Annotated in this window: 17 protein-coding genes; 10 read left to right on the top strand and 7 right to left on the bottom strand. The window is 66.8% G+C overall.

Translation table 11 applies throughout. From position 1 onward, the window contains the following. Positions 1-6: 6 nt before the first annotated feature. From ACO1P8_RS12370 to ACO1P8_RS12345, 6 genes are all read left to right on the top strand, one after another. Positions 7-936 (top strand): branched-chain amino acid ABC transporter permease, encoded by a 930-nt coding sequence (locus tag ACO1P8_RS12370; protein ID WP_486296180.1) that lies wholly within the window; start codon positions 7-9, stop codon positions 934-936. Positions 937-1,014: 78 nt separating this feature from the next. Next, positions 1,015-2,079 carry a branched-chain amino acid ABC transporter permease gene (locus ACO1P8_RS12365; protein ID WP_486296179.1) on the top strand — a complete coding sequence of 355 codons (1,065 nt, stop codon included), beginning with the start codon at positions 1,015-1,017 and terminating at the stop codon, positions 2,077-2,079. 144 nt (positions 2,080-2,223) lie between these two features. Beyond that, entirely contained in the window at positions 2,224-3,558 is a 1,335-nt protein-coding gene (locus ACO1P8_RS12360; RefSeq protein ID WP_486296178.1) for an ABC transporter substrate-binding protein, read from the top strand. A 127-nt stretch (positions 3,559-3,685) separates the two neighbouring features. Next, complete coding sequence (locus ACO1P8_RS12355) at positions 3,686-4,519, top strand: ABC transporter ATP-binding protein (RefSeq protein ID WP_486296177.1); 834 nt, start codon at positions 3,686-3,688, stop codon at positions 4,517-4,519. A 67-nt stretch (positions 4,520-4,586) separates the two neighbouring features. Beyond that, positions 4,587-5,858 (top strand): phenylacetate--CoA ligase family protein, encoded by a 1,272-nt coding sequence (locus ACO1P8_RS12350; RefSeq protein ID WP_486296176.1) that lies wholly within the window; start codon positions 4,587-4,589, stop codon positions 5,856-5,858. Positions 5,859-6,078: 220 nt separating this feature from the next. Next, on the top strand, positions 6,079-7,104 hold the full coding sequence (locus ACO1P8_RS12345) for an amino acid ABC transporter substrate-binding protein (RefSeq protein WP_486296175.1): 1,026 nt from the start codon (positions 6,079-6,081) through the stop codon (positions 7,102-7,104). 5 nt (positions 7,105-7,109) lie between these two features. Here ACO1P8_RS12345 and ACO1P8_RS12340 read toward each other — a convergent pair whose 3' ends face one another. Genes ACO1P8_RS12340 through dprA form a run of 3 tightly spaced genes read right to left on the bottom strand, consistent with a single transcriptional unit; the run spans position 7,110 to position 9,854 of the window. Beyond that, entirely contained in the window at positions 7,110-7,598 is a 489-nt protein-coding gene (locus tag ACO1P8_RS12340) for a hypothetical protein (protein ID WP_486296174.1), read from the bottom strand. Between the two features lie 43 nt (positions 7,599-7,641). Beyond that, complete coding sequence (locus ACO1P8_RS12335; protein WP_486296173.1) at positions 7,642-8,550, bottom strand: hydroxymethylglutaryl-CoA lyase; 909 nt, start codon at positions 8,548-8,550, stop codon at positions 7,642-7,644. A gap of 41 nt (positions 8,551-8,591) precedes the next feature. After that, positions 8,592-9,854, bottom strand: coding sequence for a DNA-processing protein DprA (dprA, locus tag ACO1P8_RS12330; protein ID WP_486296172.1), 1,263 nt, complete (start codon positions 9,852-9,854; stop codon positions 8,592-8,594). Positions 9,855-10,046: 192 nt separating this feature from the next. On the opposite strand from dprA, the gene def reads away from it, so the two are divergent. Both def and fmt read left to right on the top strand, forming a co-directional pair. Then, positions 10,047-10,556 carry a peptide deformylase gene (gene def / locus ACO1P8_RS12325; protein ID WP_094844160.1) on the top strand — a complete coding sequence of 170 codons (510 nt, stop codon included), beginning with the start codon at positions 10,047-10,049 and terminating at the stop codon, positions 10,554-10,556. A gap of 48 nt (positions 10,557-10,604) precedes the next feature. Continuing rightward, positions 10,605-11,546 carry a methionyl-tRNA formyltransferase gene (fmt, locus tag ACO1P8_RS12320; RefSeq protein ID WP_486296171.1) on the top strand — a complete coding sequence of 314 codons (942 nt, stop codon included), beginning with the start codon at positions 10,605-10,607 and terminating at the stop codon, positions 11,544-11,546. 29 nt (positions 11,547-11,575) lie between these two features. Here fmt and ACO1P8_RS12315 read toward each other — a convergent pair whose 3' ends face one another. After that, positions 11,576-12,202 carry a pyridoxamine 5'-phosphate oxidase family protein gene (locus tag ACO1P8_RS12315; protein WP_486296170.1) on the bottom strand — a complete coding sequence of 209 codons (627 nt, stop codon included), beginning with the start codon at positions 12,200-12,202 and terminating at the stop codon, positions 11,576-11,578. Positions 12,203-12,477: 275 nt separating this feature from the next. On the opposite strand from ACO1P8_RS12315, the gene ACO1P8_RS12310 reads away from it, so the two are divergent. Further along, complete coding sequence (locus ACO1P8_RS12310) at positions 12,478-15,285, top strand: hypothetical protein (protein ID WP_486296169.1); 2,808 nt, start codon at positions 12,478-12,480, stop codon at positions 15,283-15,285. A gap of 39 nt (positions 15,286-15,324) precedes the next feature. Here the strand turns inward: ACO1P8_RS12310 and ACO1P8_RS12305 are convergent, their stop codons facing one another. Together ACO1P8_RS12305 and ACO1P8_RS12300 are read right to left on the bottom strand one after the other, a co-directional pair. After that, on the bottom strand, positions 15,325-15,855 hold the full coding sequence (locus tag ACO1P8_RS12305) for a hypothetical protein (protein WP_486296168.1): 531 nt from the start codon (positions 15,853-15,855) through the stop codon (positions 15,325-15,327). 3 nt (positions 15,856-15,858) lie between these two features. Beyond that, positions 15,859-16,443, bottom strand: coding sequence for an LOG family protein (locus ACO1P8_RS12300; protein WP_486296167.1), 585 nt, complete (start codon positions 16,441-16,443; stop codon positions 15,859-15,861). A 278-nt stretch (positions 16,444-16,721) separates the two neighbouring features. On the opposite strand from ACO1P8_RS12300, the gene ACO1P8_RS12295 reads away from it, so the two are divergent. Continuing rightward, positions 16,722-17,264: a ferritin-like domain-containing protein gene (locus ACO1P8_RS12295; protein WP_486296166.1), complete on the top strand. Its 543-nt coding sequence runs from the start codon at positions 16,722-16,724 to the stop codon at positions 17,262-17,264. Positions 17,265-17,331: 67 nt separating this feature from the next. Here ACO1P8_RS12295 and ACO1P8_RS12290 read toward each other — a convergent pair. After that, on the bottom strand, positions 17,332-18,082 hold a 751-nt coding region (locus tag ACO1P8_RS12290; RefSeq protein WP_486296165.1), incomplete at its 5' end, for a radical SAM protein.

The raw sequence follows: 18,082 nt of genomic DNA, 5'->3' as shown, positions 1-18,082 counted from the left end.
AGCACGGTGGGTTTTTTCCTGGAAACGCTGTTCGGCGGCCTGATGAGCGGCATGCTGTATGCGCTGATCGGCCTGGGCTTCGTGCTGATCTTCAAGGCATCCGGCGTCTTCAACTTCGCGCAGGGTGCGATGGTGCTGGTCGCCGCACTGTCGATGGCGCGGTTTTCGGAATGGATTCCGCGCTGGCTGGGTTTCGACAACGCCCTGCTGGCCAATGCGCTGGCGTTCGTCGTCAGCGCCGCGTTGATGGTGGCGCTGGCTCGCGCGGTAGAGGGCCTGGTTCTGCGGCACCTGGTGAACCAGGAGGCGACGACGCTGCTCATGGCCACGCTGGGCATCAGCTACTTCCTGGATGGAGCGGGACAGATCGCGTTCGGCAGCTCGGTGTATTCGATCAACGTCGGTATGCCCAAAGACCCCGCGCTGATCCTGGACCACGTGTTCGAGGGGGGCCTGCTGTTGAACCTGGAGGACCTGACCGCCGCCGTGATCGCAGCGCTGCTGGTGGCGGCCCTGGCGGTTTTCTTCCAGTACACGCGTACCGGCCGCGCGCTGCGCGCGGTGGCCGACGACCACCAGGCCGCGCAGTCCATCGGCATCCCCCTGAACCGGATCTGGGTCGTGGTCTGGAGCGTCGCCGGCCTGGTCGCGCTGGTGGCGGGCGTGATCTGGGGCTCGAAGTTCGGCGTGCAGTTCACGCTTTCCACGGCCGCCTTGCGCGCCTTGCCGGTCGTGATCCTGGGGGGCCTGACCTCGGTACCGGGCGCGATCCTGGGCGGACTGATCATCGGAGTGGGCGAAAAACTGTCGGAGGTCTATCTGGGCCCCATGGTCGGGGGCGGCATCGAGATCTGGTTCGCCTACGTGCTGGCCCTGGGATTTCTGCTGTTCCGGCCGCAAGGCCTGTTCGGCGAGAAGATCATCGACCGGGTCTAGCGGCCACCGGTCCCGGGAAAGCGCGAGGCCCTTCCACATCAACAGGCTCCGGATCACGGCGAGCACAAGGAAAGCACCATGCTGTATCGCGAGAACGGACAATTCAAGACCAGCTACCTGGCCGACCAGCAGATCTTTCCGATCCGCCAGGACCGGGTATTCGTGGGCCTGCTGCTGGCGGTGGCTTTCGTTGCCGTACCGCTGCTGGCCAGCGATTATTTCCTGCGCGCGCTGTTGATCCCCTTTCTGATCCTGTCGCTGGCGGCCGTGGGGCTGAACGTGCTGGTCGGCTATTGCGGGCAGATATCGCTGGGGACGGGCGCTTTCATGGCGGTGGGGGCCTATGCCGCCTGGAATTTCGGCGTGCGCGTGCCGGCGATGCCGCTGCTGTTGCAGATCGTGCTGGGCGGGCTGTGCGCGACGGCGGTGGGCGTGGCCTTCGGCATACCCAGCCTGCGCATCCGCGGACTGTACCTGGCGGTGGCGACGCTGGCGGCGCAGTTCTTCGTCGATTGGGCCTTCCTGCGCATCCCCTTCTTCACCAACTATTCGTCCTCGGGCAGCGTCTCGGTACCGCCGCTGGAGGTGTTCGGCCTGCCGCTGCAGAGCTCCGTGCAGAAGTATCTGTTCGTGCTGACGCTGGTCGCGGTATTCAGCCTGCTCGCGAAGAACCTGGTGCGGGGAGCGATGGGACGGCAATGGATGGCGATACGCGATATGGACGTGGCGGCCGCGGTCATCGGCATCCGGCCGATGTACGCCAAGCTGACCGCCTTTGCCGTCAGTTCGTTCATCGTCGGCGTGGCCGGCGTGCTGTGGGGCTTTATCCATCTGGGCTCCTGGGAGCCGCTGGCCTTCGACCTGACGCGCTCCTTCCAGCTGCTGTTCATGGTGATCATCGGCGGCCTGGGATCGATATTGGGCAGCTTCTTCGGCGCGGCCTTCATCGTGCTGCTGCCGGTGCTGCTGACGAATATTCCGCGCCTGGTCGGCTTGCCGCTGCCGGTCGATATCGCATCGCATATCGAACACATGGTGTTCGGCGCGCTGATCGTGTTTTTCCTGATCGCCGAGCCGCACGGCCTGGCGCGGCTGTGGAGCATAGGCAAGGAGAAGTTGCGCATCTGGCCGTTCCCGCATTGAGCATGCGCCGCGTCGAAGCAGTACGCGCGTAGACGCGGCACGCGCATCGAGGCAGGGCAGGCCCGTCCGACCGTATTAGGCATACCCATAACGTGCCGGCATCGCACCGGACATAACCGGTGTCCCGCACACCACCTGGAGGACATGGAGATGAAGCGCTTGAATATTCGATACGCGGCGATCGCGGCGGCCACCGCCGCCGCGCTGGGGTCGGCCAGCCCGGCGGCCTGGGCGGACGAGCAATTCGTCCCGCTGCTGGTCTACCGCACGGGATCTTTCGCGCCGCTGGGCATACCCTGGGCCGACGGCAAGCTCGATTACCTGAAGCTGGTCAACGCCCGCGACGGCGGCATCAATGGGGTGAAGATCACTTACGAAGAATGCGAGACCGCCTATGCGACCGATCGCGGGGTGGAATGCTACGAACGCCTGAAGACCCATCCGCCTACCGGGGCGTCCGGTTTCGATACCCAATCGACGGGTATCACGTTCGCCGTCAGCGACAAGGCGCCGCTGGACAAGGTGCCGGTGGAAACCGTGGGCTATGGCCTGTCCCAGGCCGTGGACGGGTCGGTTTTCCCCTGGAATTTCCCCTTGCTCGGTACGTATTGGACGGCGGCGGATGTCATGATCCAGGACATCGCCAAGAAGGAAGGCGGCAACCTCAAGGGCAAGAAGATCGCCCTGGTGTATCACGATTCGCCCTATGGGAAGGAACCCATCCCGCTGCTTCAGCGGCGCGCCGCCAAGGACGGCTTCGAACTGCAGCTGTATCCGGTCACCGCGCCCGGGGTCGAGCAGAAATCCACTTGGCTGCAGATACGGCAGTCGCGGCCGAACTACGTCCTGCTGTGGAGCGCGGGCATCATGACGCCGACGGCGATCCGCGAGGCCCAGGCCAGCGGCTATCCGCGGGAGAAGATCTACGCGATTTGGTGGGCCGGTTCGGAAGGGGACGTCAAGGACCTGGGCGGCGTGGCCAAGGGCTATAACGCCATCACCATCCACAACAGCGGCGTACCCGGCAAGGTATCGCAGGACTTGAAGAAGTTCGTGTACGACAAGGGCGAAGGCAGCGACAAGACAGGCAACTCCGTGGGCACCATCGCGCATATGCGCGGCATGATCATCTCCATGCTGCAGGTGGAAGCCATCCGCACGGCCCAGGAAAAGTACGGGAAGGGCAAGTCCATGACGCCGGAGCAGGTGCGGTGGGGCTTCGAAAACCTGAACCTGACGCAGGACAGGCTGAACCAGCTTGGCTTCGGCGACATCATGCGGCCCGTCAAGACCTCTTGCGCGAACCACCTGGGCGCGGACTGGGCGCGCATCGTGCAGTGGGACGGCGCGAAGTTCAAAGTGGTGTCCGATTGGTACCAGGCCGACAAGAGCATGGTCGATCCCCTGGTGAAAGAGGCGGCGGCCAAGTATGCCAAGGAGAAGAACATCACCCCGGTCGACTGCGAGGCCCAGGGATGAGGGGCGGGATCTTCCGCCGCGCGGCAGGGGAGACCGCGCGGTCTCCCCTGCGCAAGCACCGCGCGGGTAACGCGCCGCCGGGCCCGCCCCGGGCGGCTTGCCCCCTGCTAGGACGGGAGGACCGGGCATGAGCGCACAACCCGCCGCGAACGGCGCGCCCGACATCCTGCTGGACGTCAACGGCATCGAGGTGATCTACAACCACGTCATCCTGGTGCTGAAGGGGGTATCGCTGCACGTGCCTGAAGGGCGGGTCGTGGCGCTGCTCGGCGCCAACGGCGCCGGCAAGACCACCACGCTGCGCGCGGTGTCGAACCTGCTGCGCGGCGAGCGCGGCGAGGTCACCAAGGGCAGCATCCGCTACCGCGGCGAGCGCGTCGACCGCTTGTCACCGGCCGATCTGGTGCGGCGAGGGGTGGTACAGGTGATGGAAGGACGCCATTGCTTCGCCCACCTGACCGTGGAGGAAAACCTGCTGACCGGCGCCTATACGCGGCGGTTGGACCGGGCCCGGACCGCCGAGGCGCTCGAGCGCGTCTACCAGTATTTCCCGCGGTTGAAGCAGCGGCGGGGCAGCCAGGCCGGCTATACGTCGGGCGGCGAGCAGCAGATGACCGCCATCGGGCGCGCGCTGATGGCCAGTCCCGCGATGATCCTGCTGGATGAGCCGTCCATGGGCCTGGCGCCGCAGATCGTGGAGGAGATCTTCCAGATCGTGCGCGACCTGAACCAGCGCGAAGGCGTCAGCTTCCTGCTGGCGGAACAGAACACCAACATCGCGCTGCGGTATGCGGACTACGGCTACATCCTGGAGAACGGCCGCGTGGTGATGGATGGCGACGCGCAGGCGCTGGCGAGCAATGAAGACGTCAAGGAGTTCTACCTGGGGATCTCCAGCGGGGCCCGGCGCAGCTTCCGCGACACCAAGTTCTACCGACGCCGCAAACGGTGGCTGGCCTAGGGGCCGTCAATGCTGGAGGGGAACCGCGCACCGGCATTTGCGCCCACGCGGCTTCGCGGAGATATCCATGTCTGATTCACCCTACTTCGACGCGCTGGAAACGCGCCCCGCGCCGGTGCGCGAAACCTCGCTGATGGCCGCGCTGCCCAATGCCATCGCGCGGGCGATCGCGCGGGCGCCTGCCATCGCCGAGCAGCTGGCCGGCGTGGATCCGGCGCGCATCGTTTCGCGCGCGGCGCTGGCCGGTCTGCCGGTGTTGCGCAAGGCCGAACTGCTGGCGCGCCAGCAGGCCAGCCGGGACGGGCCGGCCGCCGCGGGCGCCGCCAGGTCCATGGGCGGATTTTCCGCCGTCGGATGGGGCGAAGCGCTGCGGGTCTTCGCGTCGCCCGGTCCGATCTACGAACCCGAAAGCGCGCGGCGCGACTATTGGCGCTTTGCCCGCGCCCTGTATGCCGCGGGCATCCGCCGCGACCAGCTGGTCTATAACTGTTTCTCGTATCACTTCACCCCGGCGGGTTCGATGATGGAAACGGCGGCGCACGCCATCGGCTGCACGGTGTTTCCCGGCGGTACCGGACAGAGCGAACAGCAGGTACGCGCCATTCTCGATCTGGGCCCCACCGCCTATACCGGCACCCCGAGTTTTCTCAAGATCATCCTGGACAAGGCCGATGAACTCGGGATGCCGCTGTCTTCGCTGCGCCACGCCCTGGTATCGGGCGAGGCCTTCCCACCCGCGCTGCGGGAGGCCCTGTCGGCACGCGGCATCGACGCCTACCAGGCCTATGGCAGCGCCGATCTGGGGCTGATCGCCTACGAGACGGCGGCGCGCGATGGCCTGGTGCTGGGCGAGGAGATCATTGTCGAAATCGTGCGCCCGGGTACCGGCGATCCCGTTCGGGACGGCGAGGTCGGCGAAGTCGTCGTGACCACGCTGAACCCGGACTATCCGCTGGTGCGCTTCGGTACCGGGGACCTGTCCGCGGTGCTGCCGGGGCCGTCGCCCTGCGGCCGGACCAACACGCGCATCCGCGGCTGGCTGGGCAGGGCGGACCAGGCCACCAAGGTACGCGGCCTGTTCGTGCACCCGTCGCAGGTGGCCGATATCCTGCGCCGCCACCCTGAGGCGCTGCGCGCCCGCCTGGTCGTGGGCGGGCAGGTGGGGCAGGACACCATGACGCTGCACGTCGAAGCCGCCGGTACGCCCGATGGCCTGGCGGAAGCGGTCGCGCGTTCGGTGCGCGACGTCGCCAAGCTGCGCGCCGACGTGGTCCTGTGCGCGCCGGGCAGCCTGCCCAACGACGGCAAGGTCATCGAGGACATTCGCGATTATGGATGAGGGGTCCGGGGCAATGCCGGACGCCGCGCCGGGATTGCCATGTCCCTGGCGGCGGACACGGGCCGCCCTGCAGGGGCTGCCGTGCGCGTGGCGCGGCAGCCGGTTCGGGGGACGCTTATAAGCTTACGGTTTTCACGATCGGTGCGGGCGCGTTAAGCTTGGCGCCCGGCGGCCCCGTTCGCGCGGGGCGCACGCATTGAATCGAAGAAGGAAACCCCCCATGCGCATCAAGCTTATCAAGGCATTCATCGGTGCCGTCCTGTTCACCATTGCCGGACAGGCGGCGCATGCCGCCACCCTGGATACCGTACGCCAGCGCGGCGTCCTGTTGTGCGGCACCACGACCGGCTTTGCCGGTTTCTCCGCCCCGGACGCCCAGGGCGTGTGGCATGGCCTGGACGTGGACCTGTGCCGCGCCGTCGCCGCCGCCGTGCTGGGCGATGCGAACAAGACCAAGATCGTGCCGTTGGACGCCCAGCAGCGCTTTACCGCGCTGCAATCTGGCGAAATCGACCTGCTGGCACGCAACACGACCGTGACGCAGCAACGCGATACGGCACTGGGCATCATCCATGCCGGCGTCAATTTCTATGACGGCCAGGGCTTCATGGTGCCGAAGTCGCTGGGCGTGAAAAGCGCCAAGGAACTGAACGGCGCGACGATATGCCTGCAGGCCGGCACCTCCAACGAGAACACGCTGGCCGATTGGGCGCGGGCCAATCGCGTCGAGTACAAGCCGGTGGTCATCGAGCAGTTCAACGAAGTGGTCAACGCTTTCGCGGCGGGGCGCTGCGATGTGTTCAGCACGGATGCATCCGGCCTGGCGTCGATCCGCATTTCCAAGCTGCAGCATCCCGACGACTACATGGTTCTGCCCGAAATCATTTCCAAGGAGCCGCTCGGGCCGTTCGTGCGCAAGGGCGACGACAACTGGCTGAATATCGTTTCCTGGTCGTTGTCGGCCATGATCGAGGCCGAGGAATACGGCATCACGTCGGCCAACGTCGACGATCTGAAGGCCAACAGCGTCAATCCGAATATCAAGCGCATACTCGGAGTAACCGCCGGGGCGGGTAGCAATATGGGGCTGCGGGAAGACTGGGCCTACAACATCGTCAAGCAGGTCGGCAACTACGGCGAAAGCTTCGAGCGCAACGTGGGGCAGGGCAGCCCGCTGAAACTGCAGCGCGGCCTGAACGCGCAGTGGAACAAGGGCGGATTGATGTACGCGCTGCCGATACGCTGATCGCGTCAGCCGGCGGGCGGCGGCTTGCCCTGGTAAGTCGCCGCGATATGCATGAACGCGCGTTCGAGCTCGCGCGTTCCGCCCTGGAAGACCATGGGCCGTCCGGCACGGCTGATCACGATCAGGCGCTTGGAAAACACCAGGGAGACGAAGCGCGCGCTGCGGATATCGTCCCAGGCGATTTCCCGCCGCGTCAGCCAGGTCTGCCGCAATCCCGTGCTGTCTATCGTGGTGATCGAGGTCTGCATGGACCAGGCGACCGCCGCCAGCGCCAGGAAGCACACCAGTACGCCGCCCAGCAGGAAAGGGTTGAGGCTGCCGTTGTACAACCGGATGATGGTGGTGACGATTTCCCACCCCAGGATGGCCAGCAGCACCCACGTCAGGATTTTTACCCAGTCGGGCCAGGCCTGGCCGGTCAACGGCAATGGGCCGATTTCCTGTAGCAGCGCGGCAAGCGGGATATAGGTCGGCGGCTCGGCGGGGCGGTTCATGGGATCGCGCGTCGGCGCCTCCAGGGACTGATGGGTGGCGGCACTAGGCCGCCCGCTTGGCCGCGACGGCATTGCCCGCGCGGCTGGAAGATTTGCGCTGCAAATGGGCGGACATCCATTGTCCGATATCGACGACGGCATCGAAGTCGATGCCGGTCTCGATGTCCAGCCCCCGCAACAGGTACAGCACATCTTCGGTCGCCACATTGCCGGTCGCGCCCTTCGCGTAGGGACAACCGCCCAGGCCGGCGACCGAGGTATGGAAGATGCCGATGCCGCATTCCAGCGCGGCCACGATGTTGGCCAGCGCCTGGCCATAGGTATCGTGGAAATGCCCGGATACGCGCGCCGGATCGACCATCGCCGTCACCGCGTCCATGACCTGGCGTACGCGCTTGGGCGTGCCCACGCCGATTGTGTCGGCCACATCGATTTCGTCGCAGCCCAGCGCCATGTAGCGCCGCGCCACGTCTACCACCGATTCCACCGGCACGTCGCCCTGGTAGGGGCAGCCCAGCGCGCAGCTGATGGAGCCGCGCAGCCGCAGGCCCGCGGCCTTGGCGGCCGCCGCCACGGGCTCGAAGCGCGCCACCGATTCGGCGATGGAGCAGTTGATGTTCTTTTGCGAGAACGCTTCGCTGGCCGCGCCGAAGATCACGACTTCATCGGCGCCGGCGTCGCGTGCCGCCTCGAAGCCCTTCATGTTGGGCGTCAGCACCGAATAGACCACGCCCGGCTTGCGCGCGATACCCGCCATCACCTGTGCCGCGTCGGCCATTTGGGGGACCCATTTCGGCGATACGAAGGAAGTGGTCTCGATATTGGGGAAACCTGCCTCGGCAAGCCGGTTCACCAGTTCGATCTTTACCTCTGTCGGGATGAATTCTTTTTCGTTCTGCAGGCCGTCGCGCGGGGAAACCTCGATGATCTTGACGCGGGATGGGGAAGACATGGCGTGTTTTCCTAGACTTGGTGCGGCGATATAGCCGGATATTAGCCCTTGCCGGCGCGCCGCGCTCCCGCCAAACGCTGGAAACGCCCGCCATCCAGCCGGGCGACGACGCCGGCCAGTTCCAGGGCCAGCAATCGTGCGCCCAGAGCGGGGACGTCCAGGCCGGTGCGCGCCATCAGGGTGTCCAGGTGGCCCGGGTCGTGTCCCAGCGCCGCCAGCACCGGATCGCCGTCGTCGTCGGCAATGGCCGCGGTGTGCGGAAAGGCCGTACCCGCCGTCTGCTCTGGACCCCGATGAGAGTCGGAAAGGTCCCGTCCGTCCGGGTCTCCGCCGGTAACCCGTCCACCTGCGATATCCGGTGCGCCAGGGGCATCCGGTCCACCCGCGGTACCCGACCCGGCGGCGATGCCACCCAATTCGTCGGTGATGTCGCGCGCCGTTTCGACGAGCTTGGCGCCTTGCCGTATCAACGCATGGCAACCGCGCGAGAGCGGCGAATGGATGGAACCGGGAATGGCGAAGACTTCGCGGCCGTTTTCCGCCGCCAGGCGCGCGGTGATCAGCGATCCGCTCTGCCGCGCCGCTTCCACCACCAGGACGCCGCGCGCCAGCCCGGCGACCAGGCGGTTGCGGCGGGGGAAGTGGCCGCGCAGCGCCGGACTGCCCAGCGGCAGTTCCGTGACCAGGGCGCCTTCAGCCGCGATACGCTCCGCCAGTCCGGCATGGCGCGGCGGGTAGACGCGGTCGATGCCCGTGCCCATGACCGCCACCGTGCCGGCGCCGCGTGGGCCCGCTTCCAGGGCCCCTTCGTGGGCCGCCGCGTCGATGCCTTGCGCCAGCCCGCTGACGATGCACCAGCCGTGCTGGGCCAGGAAGCGCGCGAAGGCGCGGGCGTTTTCCGTGCCCCCGGCCGTTGCGCTGCGGGCGCCCACCACCGCAAGTGACGGCCGGGCCAGATACGCCGGGTCGCCGCGGACGTAAAGGAGCAGCGGCGGGTCCGCGGTGTTCAGCAGCGCGCGCGGATAGCGGGGATCCGCCAGGGGCAGGATGTGGCAGCCTGGGCCTTCCACCCACCGCAGCGCATCGTCGATCAGCGCCGCCATGTCAGGCGCGGGGGCTCTCGACAATTGGCGCGCCAGGTCCGGGGCGACGTGGCGGGCCAGGGCATTGGCACCCAAGGCATAGATATCTTCGGGCAGGCCCACTGCGCGCAGCAGGCCGATGGCCCCGATCGGGCCCAGGTCGGGTTCCAGGGAGAGCCGCAGCCAGGCGGCCAATTCGTCGGGAGTATGGTCCAGAGGCATGCGCGCAGTGTCGCACGATCGCGGCCCCGGGCGGGCGACCCAGTGACGGGAACGCGCCATGCGTCCCGCTATAACGCCCTTAGCGGGAAACTATTAGAAATCAAGCGCTTGATGAATTATCATTACATGTCTCCCAACCTTTTCCGTGACCTCCCGCCCGTGTGAACGCGGCCGCGGGATATATCGCTTTCCATGGCTTTGCTCAATATCCTCCACTACCCCAATCCGCGGTTGCACATCAAGGCCAGGCCGGTGGCGGAAGTGGACGATCGCATCCGTCGGCTGGTCCGCGACATGGCCGACACCATGTATGACGCCCCCGGTGTCGGCCTGGCCGCCACCCAGGTGGACGTGCATGAGCGCGTCGTCGTCATCGACGTCTCCGAGGAAGGCAACGACCTGCTCGTGCTGATCAATCCGGAAATCACCTGGAAGAGCGAAGAACGGCAAACCTACGAAGAGGGCTGCCTGTCCGTTCCCGGCATCTACGACGAGGTCGAACGCGCGGCCCGCATCCGCTTCAAGGCGCTGGACGCCGACGGCAAGCCCTACGAAAGGGAAGCCGAAGGCCTGCTGGCCGTTTGCGTGCAACACGAACTGGACCATCTGGACGGCAAGGTATTCGTCGAGTACCTGTCCTCCCTGAAGCAGAACCGCATCAAGACCAAGCTGCGCAAGGCCGAACGCGAGGCTGTACGCTGAGGGGGGAAGCCCCCCCGGAAGCGCATAGCGCTATGGAGTATTGACACGATGCGCGTCGTTTTTGCCGGTACGCCGGATTTTGCCCGTTTGGCGCTGGAAGCGATCCTGGCGGCGGGCCACGCGGTTCCCCTGGTGCTGACGCAGCCCGATCGTCCGGCGGGACGCGGGCTCAAGCTGACGCCCAGTCCGGTCAAGCAGGCCGCGCTGGCGGCCGGCATTCCGGTGGCCCAACCCCGCAGCTTGCGGCTGGATGGACGCTATCCCGAAGAGGCTGTCCTTGCGCGCGACCAGTTGCGGGCCGCGGAGCCGGACGTCATGGTGGTCGCGGCTTATGGGCTGATCCTGCCGCAGTGGGTGCTGGACCTCCCGCCCCATGGCTGCCTGAACATCCATGCCAGCCTGCTGCCGCGCTGGCGCGGCGCCGCGCCCATCCAGCGCGCCATCGAGGCGGGCGATACCGAAACCGGGGTAACCATCATGCAGATGGACGCCGGCCTGGATACCGGCGACATGCTGCTGGTGCGCAAGATGCCTATCGGCGCGGACCAGACCGCCGGATCCCTGCACGACGACCTGGCGGCCGCGGGCGCTGCCGCTATCGTGGAAGCCCTGGCCGCGCTGCCCGCCGGCAAGCTGGCGCGCGTGCCGCAGCCGGCCGAGGGCGTGACCTATGCGGCCAAGCTGGACAAGGCCGAGGCGGCATTGGATTTTTCCCTGGACGCGGACGTCCTGGCGCGACGGGTGCGGGCGTTCGATCCCGTGCCGGGTGCCACGGTACGGTTGCCCGGCCTGGACGATCCGGTCAAGGTCTGGCGGGCCCAGGCGCTGCCGGGGGTATCCGCCACCGTACCCGGTACCGTGCTGCGCGTGCTGCCTACCGGCATCGATATCGCCACCGCGGACGGCATCCTGCGCCTGCTCGAATTGCAGAAAGCCGGCGGCAAACGCCAGCCTGTCGACGTCTTCGTACGGGGATGGCAGGGCGGGTGAGAGAAGGCGCGCCGCCGCGGCGGCGCGATTCAATACAGCGTTTTTTGCACGCGGTCCGGCAACTCGCGATCGTATTGTTCGCCGTCGAAGCCCGCGCCGATCAGGTCGCGCAGCATGCGGCCCGTGCTGGGCAGGGCGTCGCGCTGCAGTTGCGTGGCCGGATCCCACAGCCTGGATCGGACCACCGCACGCGAGCACTGGAAGAACACGGTTTCCACCCTAACGACCAGCACCGACCGGGGCGGCTTGCCATCCATGGCCAGCCTTTCCAGCAGGGCGGGCTCGATGCTGATGGCCGCGCGTCCGTTCACGCGCAGTGTTTCGCCGATGCCGGGAATCAGGAACAGCAGGGCCACGCGTGGGTCCGCGACGATATTGCGCAGGCTGTCGACGCGGTTGTTGCCGCGGCGGTCCGGTAGCAGCAGAGTGTTTTCGTCCTGGATCTCCACGAAGCCGGGCGCGTCGCCGCGCGGCGACACATCCAGGCCGTCTGGTCCGCTCGTGGCCAGCGCAACGAAAGGCGCGGCGCGGATGAAGGCGCAGTAGTTCGGATGCAAGGTGGCGCTTTCTTTCAGCACGGACGCCTCTTTGGGTTGCCCGTAAAGCGCGGTCAGGGAATCCAGGTCGGTGATCCGGTGCGTGTCGTCGATGGTCATCGCGGTCTGCTTGTCGATGGACGGAAGGAAGGGCGGCCGGGCGGCGCGCCGTGGCTATCGTAGCCCAGATGCCTGTCATCGAATTCCACCGTTCAGTGTTTTCCGACGGGCTTTTTAGCCGGGACTATGCCGCAAAAGCATGGATGCCGATGATGGCGGGCGGGCAGGTCCCCTACGATGGCCGGTTGCGGCGCGGTGGCGATACGCCGGGGTTCGGCGGCGCGGGCGCGTGCGGGCCCGCGCATGGGGCCAGGCCGTATCCAGGAGAGCATGTGATGACGGTGAGGAATGTGGGCTCTGGCGGTGGCGTCTTCTGCGTGGCGCCGGGAGTGGACCGTGCGGCCCCATTCCGGGCACGGGCCGGGCGGGGCAAGCGGCTGATGCGCCTGGCCCGCGACATACGCGAAGCGCCTTCCATGCGGGGCAAGCTGTCGCTGCTGTATGCCCGGGTGCGCGCCGATAGCCGGGTGCGCGAGCTTCAAAGATGGTCCGACATCGGCCGCGGCGCGGCGGTCAGCCACGACGACATGCGGCAACTGGTGGACCGCGCCACCGGGAAATGCCGCGGGCCGGTGAACGCGCGCGTCTTTATCCGCATTGCCGAGCGACTCTGCGAAAAAAGCGATACGGGGCAATTGGCCGTGCTGCGCCGCAGGTTGGGCACCGCCACGCACGACCCGGGCGATTGGCTGAACGGCGCGCCCGGCAACGATGCGGCACGCCGGGCATGGACCGCCTTGAGCGCCATGCTGGACGACGAACTCGCGCGGCGGACATTGCTGATGCCGCTCAAACAGATCGCCCGGGCCCTGTCCACCGCCGGCGATGCGCATACGCTGGACCTCGCCTGCGCCCGTTTCGGCGTCAGCCTGAGCCGCGTCTCCGATCAAAGTACGGTCCGAGGGCTGCTGGCCGTCGCCTTGCAGCAATTGACCCATGCCGAATTCCGCCTGCTGGCCCGCCACCTGGCGACGACGCATCCATCGTCCGAAGGAAGCGACACGGAGCATTGCGCCATGGCGCGGGCGCTGCGCGGCCGGCGCGCCTCGCCGCAATTGTGGCAACAGCGGCTCGATCTTATCGGCGCGTTGCAAGGCGCGATGCGCGACGCCGTGGGCAAACGCCTGGACTACTTCGTCGACACGACCGCGAAGCTGATCGATTTCCAGCTTGGGCAGGGGCGGTCGAGCCAGGAAGTCTACGACCTTGCCTTTGCCTCTCTTTCGAAAAGCCTGGAAGAAGTCGGCTATACCGAGGTGCTGGTTCCGGACAGCAGCGCGCTGGCGCCGCGGTTGATCGCCGCCGCGCTCATGGCCAAACCGCTGAAGGACGTCCTGGCCTTCGCCGGCAAGCTCAGTATCCAGACGCTGGGCACGCTGCTGCATGCGATGGAGGACGCGCGCGCCGATTACGCCGACGCGGCCTGGCTGATACGCGGCATGCGCGATGATCGCGTCCGGCGTTATCGCGACGAGCTTACCGGCTGTCTTGGCAATTTGCGCCGGTGCACGGAGGACGGTGGACGCTGGCCTATCGTGCGGGCGCTGGAAGCCCTGGGGACTGCGCTCCAGGCCTGGGAACGCGACGGACCTTGCGCGGGCCAGCCGATCCCGCAGTCCCTCCGGCAGGATCTGCGCATGGCCGTGCGGTTGGCCATGCCGCGGATTGTCGGCGAGGCCGGCAGGCGCGTGGAAGCCCTGGATCTGGACAGCATCCGCATGCTGTCCGATGAAGAGATCCGGTGCCTGCGCAGGCACGAGTCCGTCCTTAAGCAATACGGCCTGCGCCTGGACCGGGATGCGCTCGAAACCCTGGCACGGGAACGCGCGCCCTATGTCGCGGAAAGTATCGAGCACCTCGTCGCGGTGGCGGACGCCCTTTCCCGGTATGACTCCAGGCCTGACCTTACCATCCGGGCGCTGCGCGACGGCGCGGCGTCGCTGGCGTTGGCGTGCGCGCAGTACGGGTGCTTTGTCGATCTTGGCCCCGACGGCATCGCGACGCTTTGCTCGGAGATCGCCGGCGCCGCCTGGCATGGCTTCCTGGAGCGGCACCCGGCGCGCCGCGCGGACGCCAGCGCCGCGATGGCGAAGCTGGGCGCTCTCCTGGCCAATGGCTTGAGCGACGCGGCATCGTGCCTGGTCCGGGATGTCGGCGACCGATTCCCTGGCGATGACGAGCCGCTGTCCCACCCGGCCCCGCATGCGGCCTGGCGCCTGCGCTTGGCGTCGGGATTGATGGAGGCCATGGCCATCGCGTCCATACCGGCAGACGAGGACGCCGCGCGCGTTACCGCGGGCGCTGGCCTCGTTGCCCCTGGGAGCGCCGAGCTCGGCGAGCTGCTCGCGGAACACTTCGGGGTACGCTACGACGCTGTGAACGCCCGGGCGGAACTTGTCATGGCCGCGGCGCAGCACCACGCGTTTGCCCAGGAACTCCTGCGCCGCGAAATGACGGTCCCAGCGCTGGCGTCGCTGCAGATCCCCGGCCCGGACGGGCCCGTGGCCGTCGAAGTGGATCGTCAGTTCGTCCTGGATGGGATAGACCGGCCGAGCATCGTGTTTTCCGTCACGGGCGTCGACTGCTCCGGCCGCTACATTCCCTATACGAGCTCGCCACGCGCGCCGGGCGACGAAGCGTCCCGCGAAGGGGTAGAGCGTGCGCTACTGGCCTTCCATCGACTGGCGGGTCCGGACATGCCGATGCTCTCGACGTATATGGTCCAGACCGCGGTGGCGGAGCTTCTGAAAGGCCTGTGGGTATTGGGGCCGCAGGCGCCCATCAAGCTGGACGACGGCAGCCCCGTCTTGCCGGGTGGCCCCGGCCTGGTACGCACGGACCTTGCCCGGCTGGCCGATGGTTCGTACCGGCTGCGCATCGCCGTGGCATGGAACGCGCTCGTCAGCGTATGCGGATTCGCCGGCAAAGGCACGAAGATGGACGCTGCGCAGAGCTATGCCTACATGGCTTGCGACCTGCATTTGACGCCGACACCGGAAGGGGGCTGGCACCGCGAGGTCACCCGGCCTGCCGAGGTCGGCTATCGCTTTGTTCCGATCATCGAGTCCGACGACGAGGACTGATGGCCGAAGGGGCCGGTGGCCGGTCGCCGGAACGATCCCTTAGCGCGCCAGGGTTCGCAGGCTCTCCAGGCCCGGCAGCGCCGGCATGCCGCGCAGGGACGCGCGGTCCAGCCAGGGGTAGGGCAGGGACGTGACCCACGCGAACACGGCGGGCATGGTGTCGGCCGCCAGCGTTTCCATCGACTCGATGGTGATCGTCAAGTGCCGGACCCGATGCGGCTCGGCCTGGAAGCGCCAGTCATAGCGGCCGTGGCCCACGCGCACCTTGCCGGTCGCCTTCTCCGTCATCGCCACCATCCAATCGCAGCTGAACTCGGCCAGCACGGCGCCCTGCGCCGGGCGATCGAAGTAGAAGGTGTACACGTTGTCGTAGGTCTGCCCGAAGGCGCGGACCAGCGTGTCGGCGATGGCAGGTTCGCCCGTGACCTCCGACGGGAAGGCGATGGCTGCGGTTTTCAGCACCATTTCCAGGCGGGCATCCGGCGCGAAGGTGTCCGCCATATACCAGGGGCGGTTCTCGTCCTTGGCATGGAAGTAATCGCGCAGCAGCTGTTCGGTGGTTTTCTTCATGGTTTATTTCGCCGGCTCGATCCACTTGGACACCGTCGGCGCCGTGTAGGCGGCGAACCGCTCCAGCAGCCTGGCCGGGTCGCTTTCCACGGCCAGCATCGCGCGGTGCTGCGGGCGCATGAACGCTTCCTGGACGGTGTGATCCAGGAAGGCGGTCAGCTTATCGAAATAGCCCGCGATGTTCAGCAGGCCGCAGGGCTTGCCGTGAAAGCCCAGCTGGGCCCAGGTCCAGGTTTCGAAAATTTCTTCCAGCGTACCGACGCCGCCGGGCATGGCGACGAAGCCATCGGCCTTTTCCGCCATCATCGTCTTGCGTTCGTGCATGGAGGTGACGATGTGCTGCTCGGTCAGCCCCTTGTGGGCCATTTCCTTCTTCACCAGGGCTTCCGGGATGACGCCGATGACGCGGCCGCCGTTTTCGAGCACGGCATCGGCCAGGATGCCCATGATGCCGGCGCTGGAGCCGCCATACACCAGGCCCACGCCTTGTTGCGCGAGTTCACGGCCGAAGCCGCGCGCGGCCTCCGCGTACACCGGTTGCCGCCCGGCATTCGAGCCGCAGTAAACACAGATGTTTTCGAGTTTCATGGCTTTGCACCGCTTGCATCGTGGCGTCTGTCCGCCAGGCCATGGGTGTGGTGCGAGCTGTCGTGCGACGTACCCGCCACCAGGCCGGGCGGCCGGACCGGGCGCGAAACTTGCTAACCGCCACGGACCGTAGACCGAAGCCCGGTAGTTTACGCATATTTTCCCGCGGCCATCCGCGGCATCCGCCGGGCGGCGATACGTTTGGACACAGCGGCTTTTATCGAGCCGGCGGCGCATGGCGCCGGTCCGCCCAACCCCGATACAAGGAGAACACGGATATGGATATGCCAAGCAAGAAGACGGCCGATTTTCACGTCGATGTGCAGGCCATGCGCCAGAAAGCCCGCCAGGGCCTGAAGGATGGCGCGGTCACCGACACCTATCGCGCGGACCGGCCGACGGTACTGCGTCTGCTGAACGACGCGCTGGCGACCGAGCTGGTCTGTGTGCTGCGCTACAAGCGCCACTTCTTTATGGCGCGCGGCATGAATGCCGAGCCTGTGGCGGCGGAATTCGCCGAGCACGCCACGGAGGAGCAGGACCACGCCGATCGCATTGCCGAGCGCATCGTCCAGCTGGGCGGCGAGCCGGATATGAACCCGGCCAACCTGGCAAAGCGCAGCCACTCGGAATATGTCGAGGCCTCCACGCTGGAAGACATGATCAAGGAGAATTTGGTGGCAGAGCGTGTCGCCATCGACAGCTACCGGCAGATGGTCGAGTACCTGGGCGAGGATGACCCGACGACCCGCCGGCTGCTGGAAGAGATCCTGGCGGTAGAGGAAGAGCACGCCGACGATTTGTCGGACTTCCTGGCGTAACGCTGGCGTTACGCGAGTCGCGGTGCGGCGCCCCTATGCGATGGCGGGCCGCCCGCACCTCGACCGTTTACCGCGGTTCTACGGCATCGGCCCAGAGGTCGTATTCGTCGGCGTCCGTGACGGTGGCGCGTATCAGGTCGCCCGGCTTGAGCGGTGCTTCCGATGCCACGTAGACCGAGCCGTCGATCTCCGGCGCATCGGCGCTGCTGCGGCCGATGGCGCCGTCTTCGTCCACCTCGTCGATCAGTACTTCGATTTCGCGTCCCACTCGTGCCTGCAGGCGCTGGGCCGAGATGCCTTGCTGGTGCGCCATGAACCGTTCCCAGCGCTCCTGCTTGACCTCGTCCGGGACGGGGTTGTCCAGCGCATTGGCCGGCGCGCCCTCCACGGGTGAATACTGGAAACAGCCGACGCGGTCCAGTTGCGCTTCGCTCATCCAATCCAGCAGGTACTGGAAGTCTTCTTCCGTCTCGCCCGGGAAGCCGACGATGAAGGTCGAACGCAGCGTCAGGTCCGGACAGGTCTCGCGCCAGCGCTTGATGCGGGCAAGGGTCTTGTCCTCGAAGGCCGGGCGCTTCATGGCTTTCAGGATGCGCGGGCTGGCGTGCTGGAAGGGAATGTCCAGATAGGGAAGGATCTTGCCTTCGGCCATCAGGGGAATGACTTCATCGACGTGCGGGTAGGGGTAGACGTAATGCAGCCGCGTCCACACGCCCAGTTCGGACAGGGCCGCGCATAGCTCGGTCATGCGCGTCTTGACCGGCCGACCGTTCCAGAAGCCGCTGCGGTATTTCAGGTCCACGCCATAGGCGCTGGTG

This window comes from Bordetella sp., assembly GCF_057362025.1.
This window is presented reverse-complemented; position numbering and strand designations above follow the sequence as displayed.

Coding starts and splice junctions, on each gene's coding strand:
- ACO1P8_RS12350 (WP_486296176.1), top strand. CDS start 4,587: ATGTCTGATTCACCCTACTTCGACGCGCTGGAAACGCGCCCCGCGCCG.
- dprA (WP_486296172.1), bottom strand. CDS start 9,854: ATGCCTCTGGACCATACTCCCGACGAATTGGCCGCCTGGCTGCGGCTC.
- ACO1P8_RS12305 (WP_486296168.1), bottom strand. CDS start 15,855: ATGAAGAAAACCACCGAACAGCTGCTGCGCGATTACTTCCATGCCAAG.
- def (WP_094844160.1), top strand. CDS start 10,047: ATGGCTTTGCTCAATATCCTCCACTACCCCAATCCGCGGTTGCACATC.
- ACO1P8_RS12300 (WP_486296167.1), bottom strand. CDS start 16,443: ATGAAACTCGAAAACATCTGTGTTTACTGCGGCTCGAATGCCGGGCGG.
- fmt (WP_486296171.1), top strand. CDS start 10,605: ATGCGCGTCGTTTTTGCCGGTACGCCGGATTTTGCCCGTTTGGCGCTG.
- ACO1P8_RS12310 (WP_486296169.1), top strand. CDS start 12,478: ATGACGGTGAGGAATGTGGGCTCTGGCGGTGGCGTCTTCTGCGTGGCG.
- ACO1P8_RS12295 (WP_486296166.1), top strand. CDS start 16,722: ATGGATATGCCAAGCAAGAAGACGGCCGATTTTCACGTCGATGTGCAG.
- ACO1P8_RS12315 (WP_486296170.1), bottom strand. CDS start 12,202: ATGACCATCGACGACACGCACCGGATCACCGACCTGGATTCCCTGACC.
- ACO1P8_RS12340 (WP_486296174.1), bottom strand. CDS start 7,598: ATGAACCGCCCCGCCGAGCCGCCGACCTATATCCCGCTTGCCGCGCTG.
- ACO1P8_RS12345 (WP_486296175.1), top strand. CDS start 6,079: ATGCGCATCAAGCTTATCAAGGCATTCATCGGTGCCGTCCTGTTCACC.
- ACO1P8_RS12365 (WP_486296179.1), top strand. CDS start 1,015: ATGCTGTATCGCGAGAACGGACAATTCAAGACCAGCTACCTGGCCGAC.
- ACO1P8_RS12355 (WP_486296177.1), top strand. CDS start 3,686: ATGAGCGCACAACCCGCCGCGAACGGCGCGCCCGACATCCTGCTGGAC.
- ACO1P8_RS12360 (WP_486296178.1), top strand. CDS start 2,224: ATGGAGATGAAGCGCTTGAATATTCGATACGCGGCGATCGCGGCGGCC.
- ACO1P8_RS12335 (WP_486296173.1), bottom strand. CDS start 8,550: ATGTCTTCCCCATCCCGCGTCAAGATCATCGAGGTTTCCCCGCGCGAC.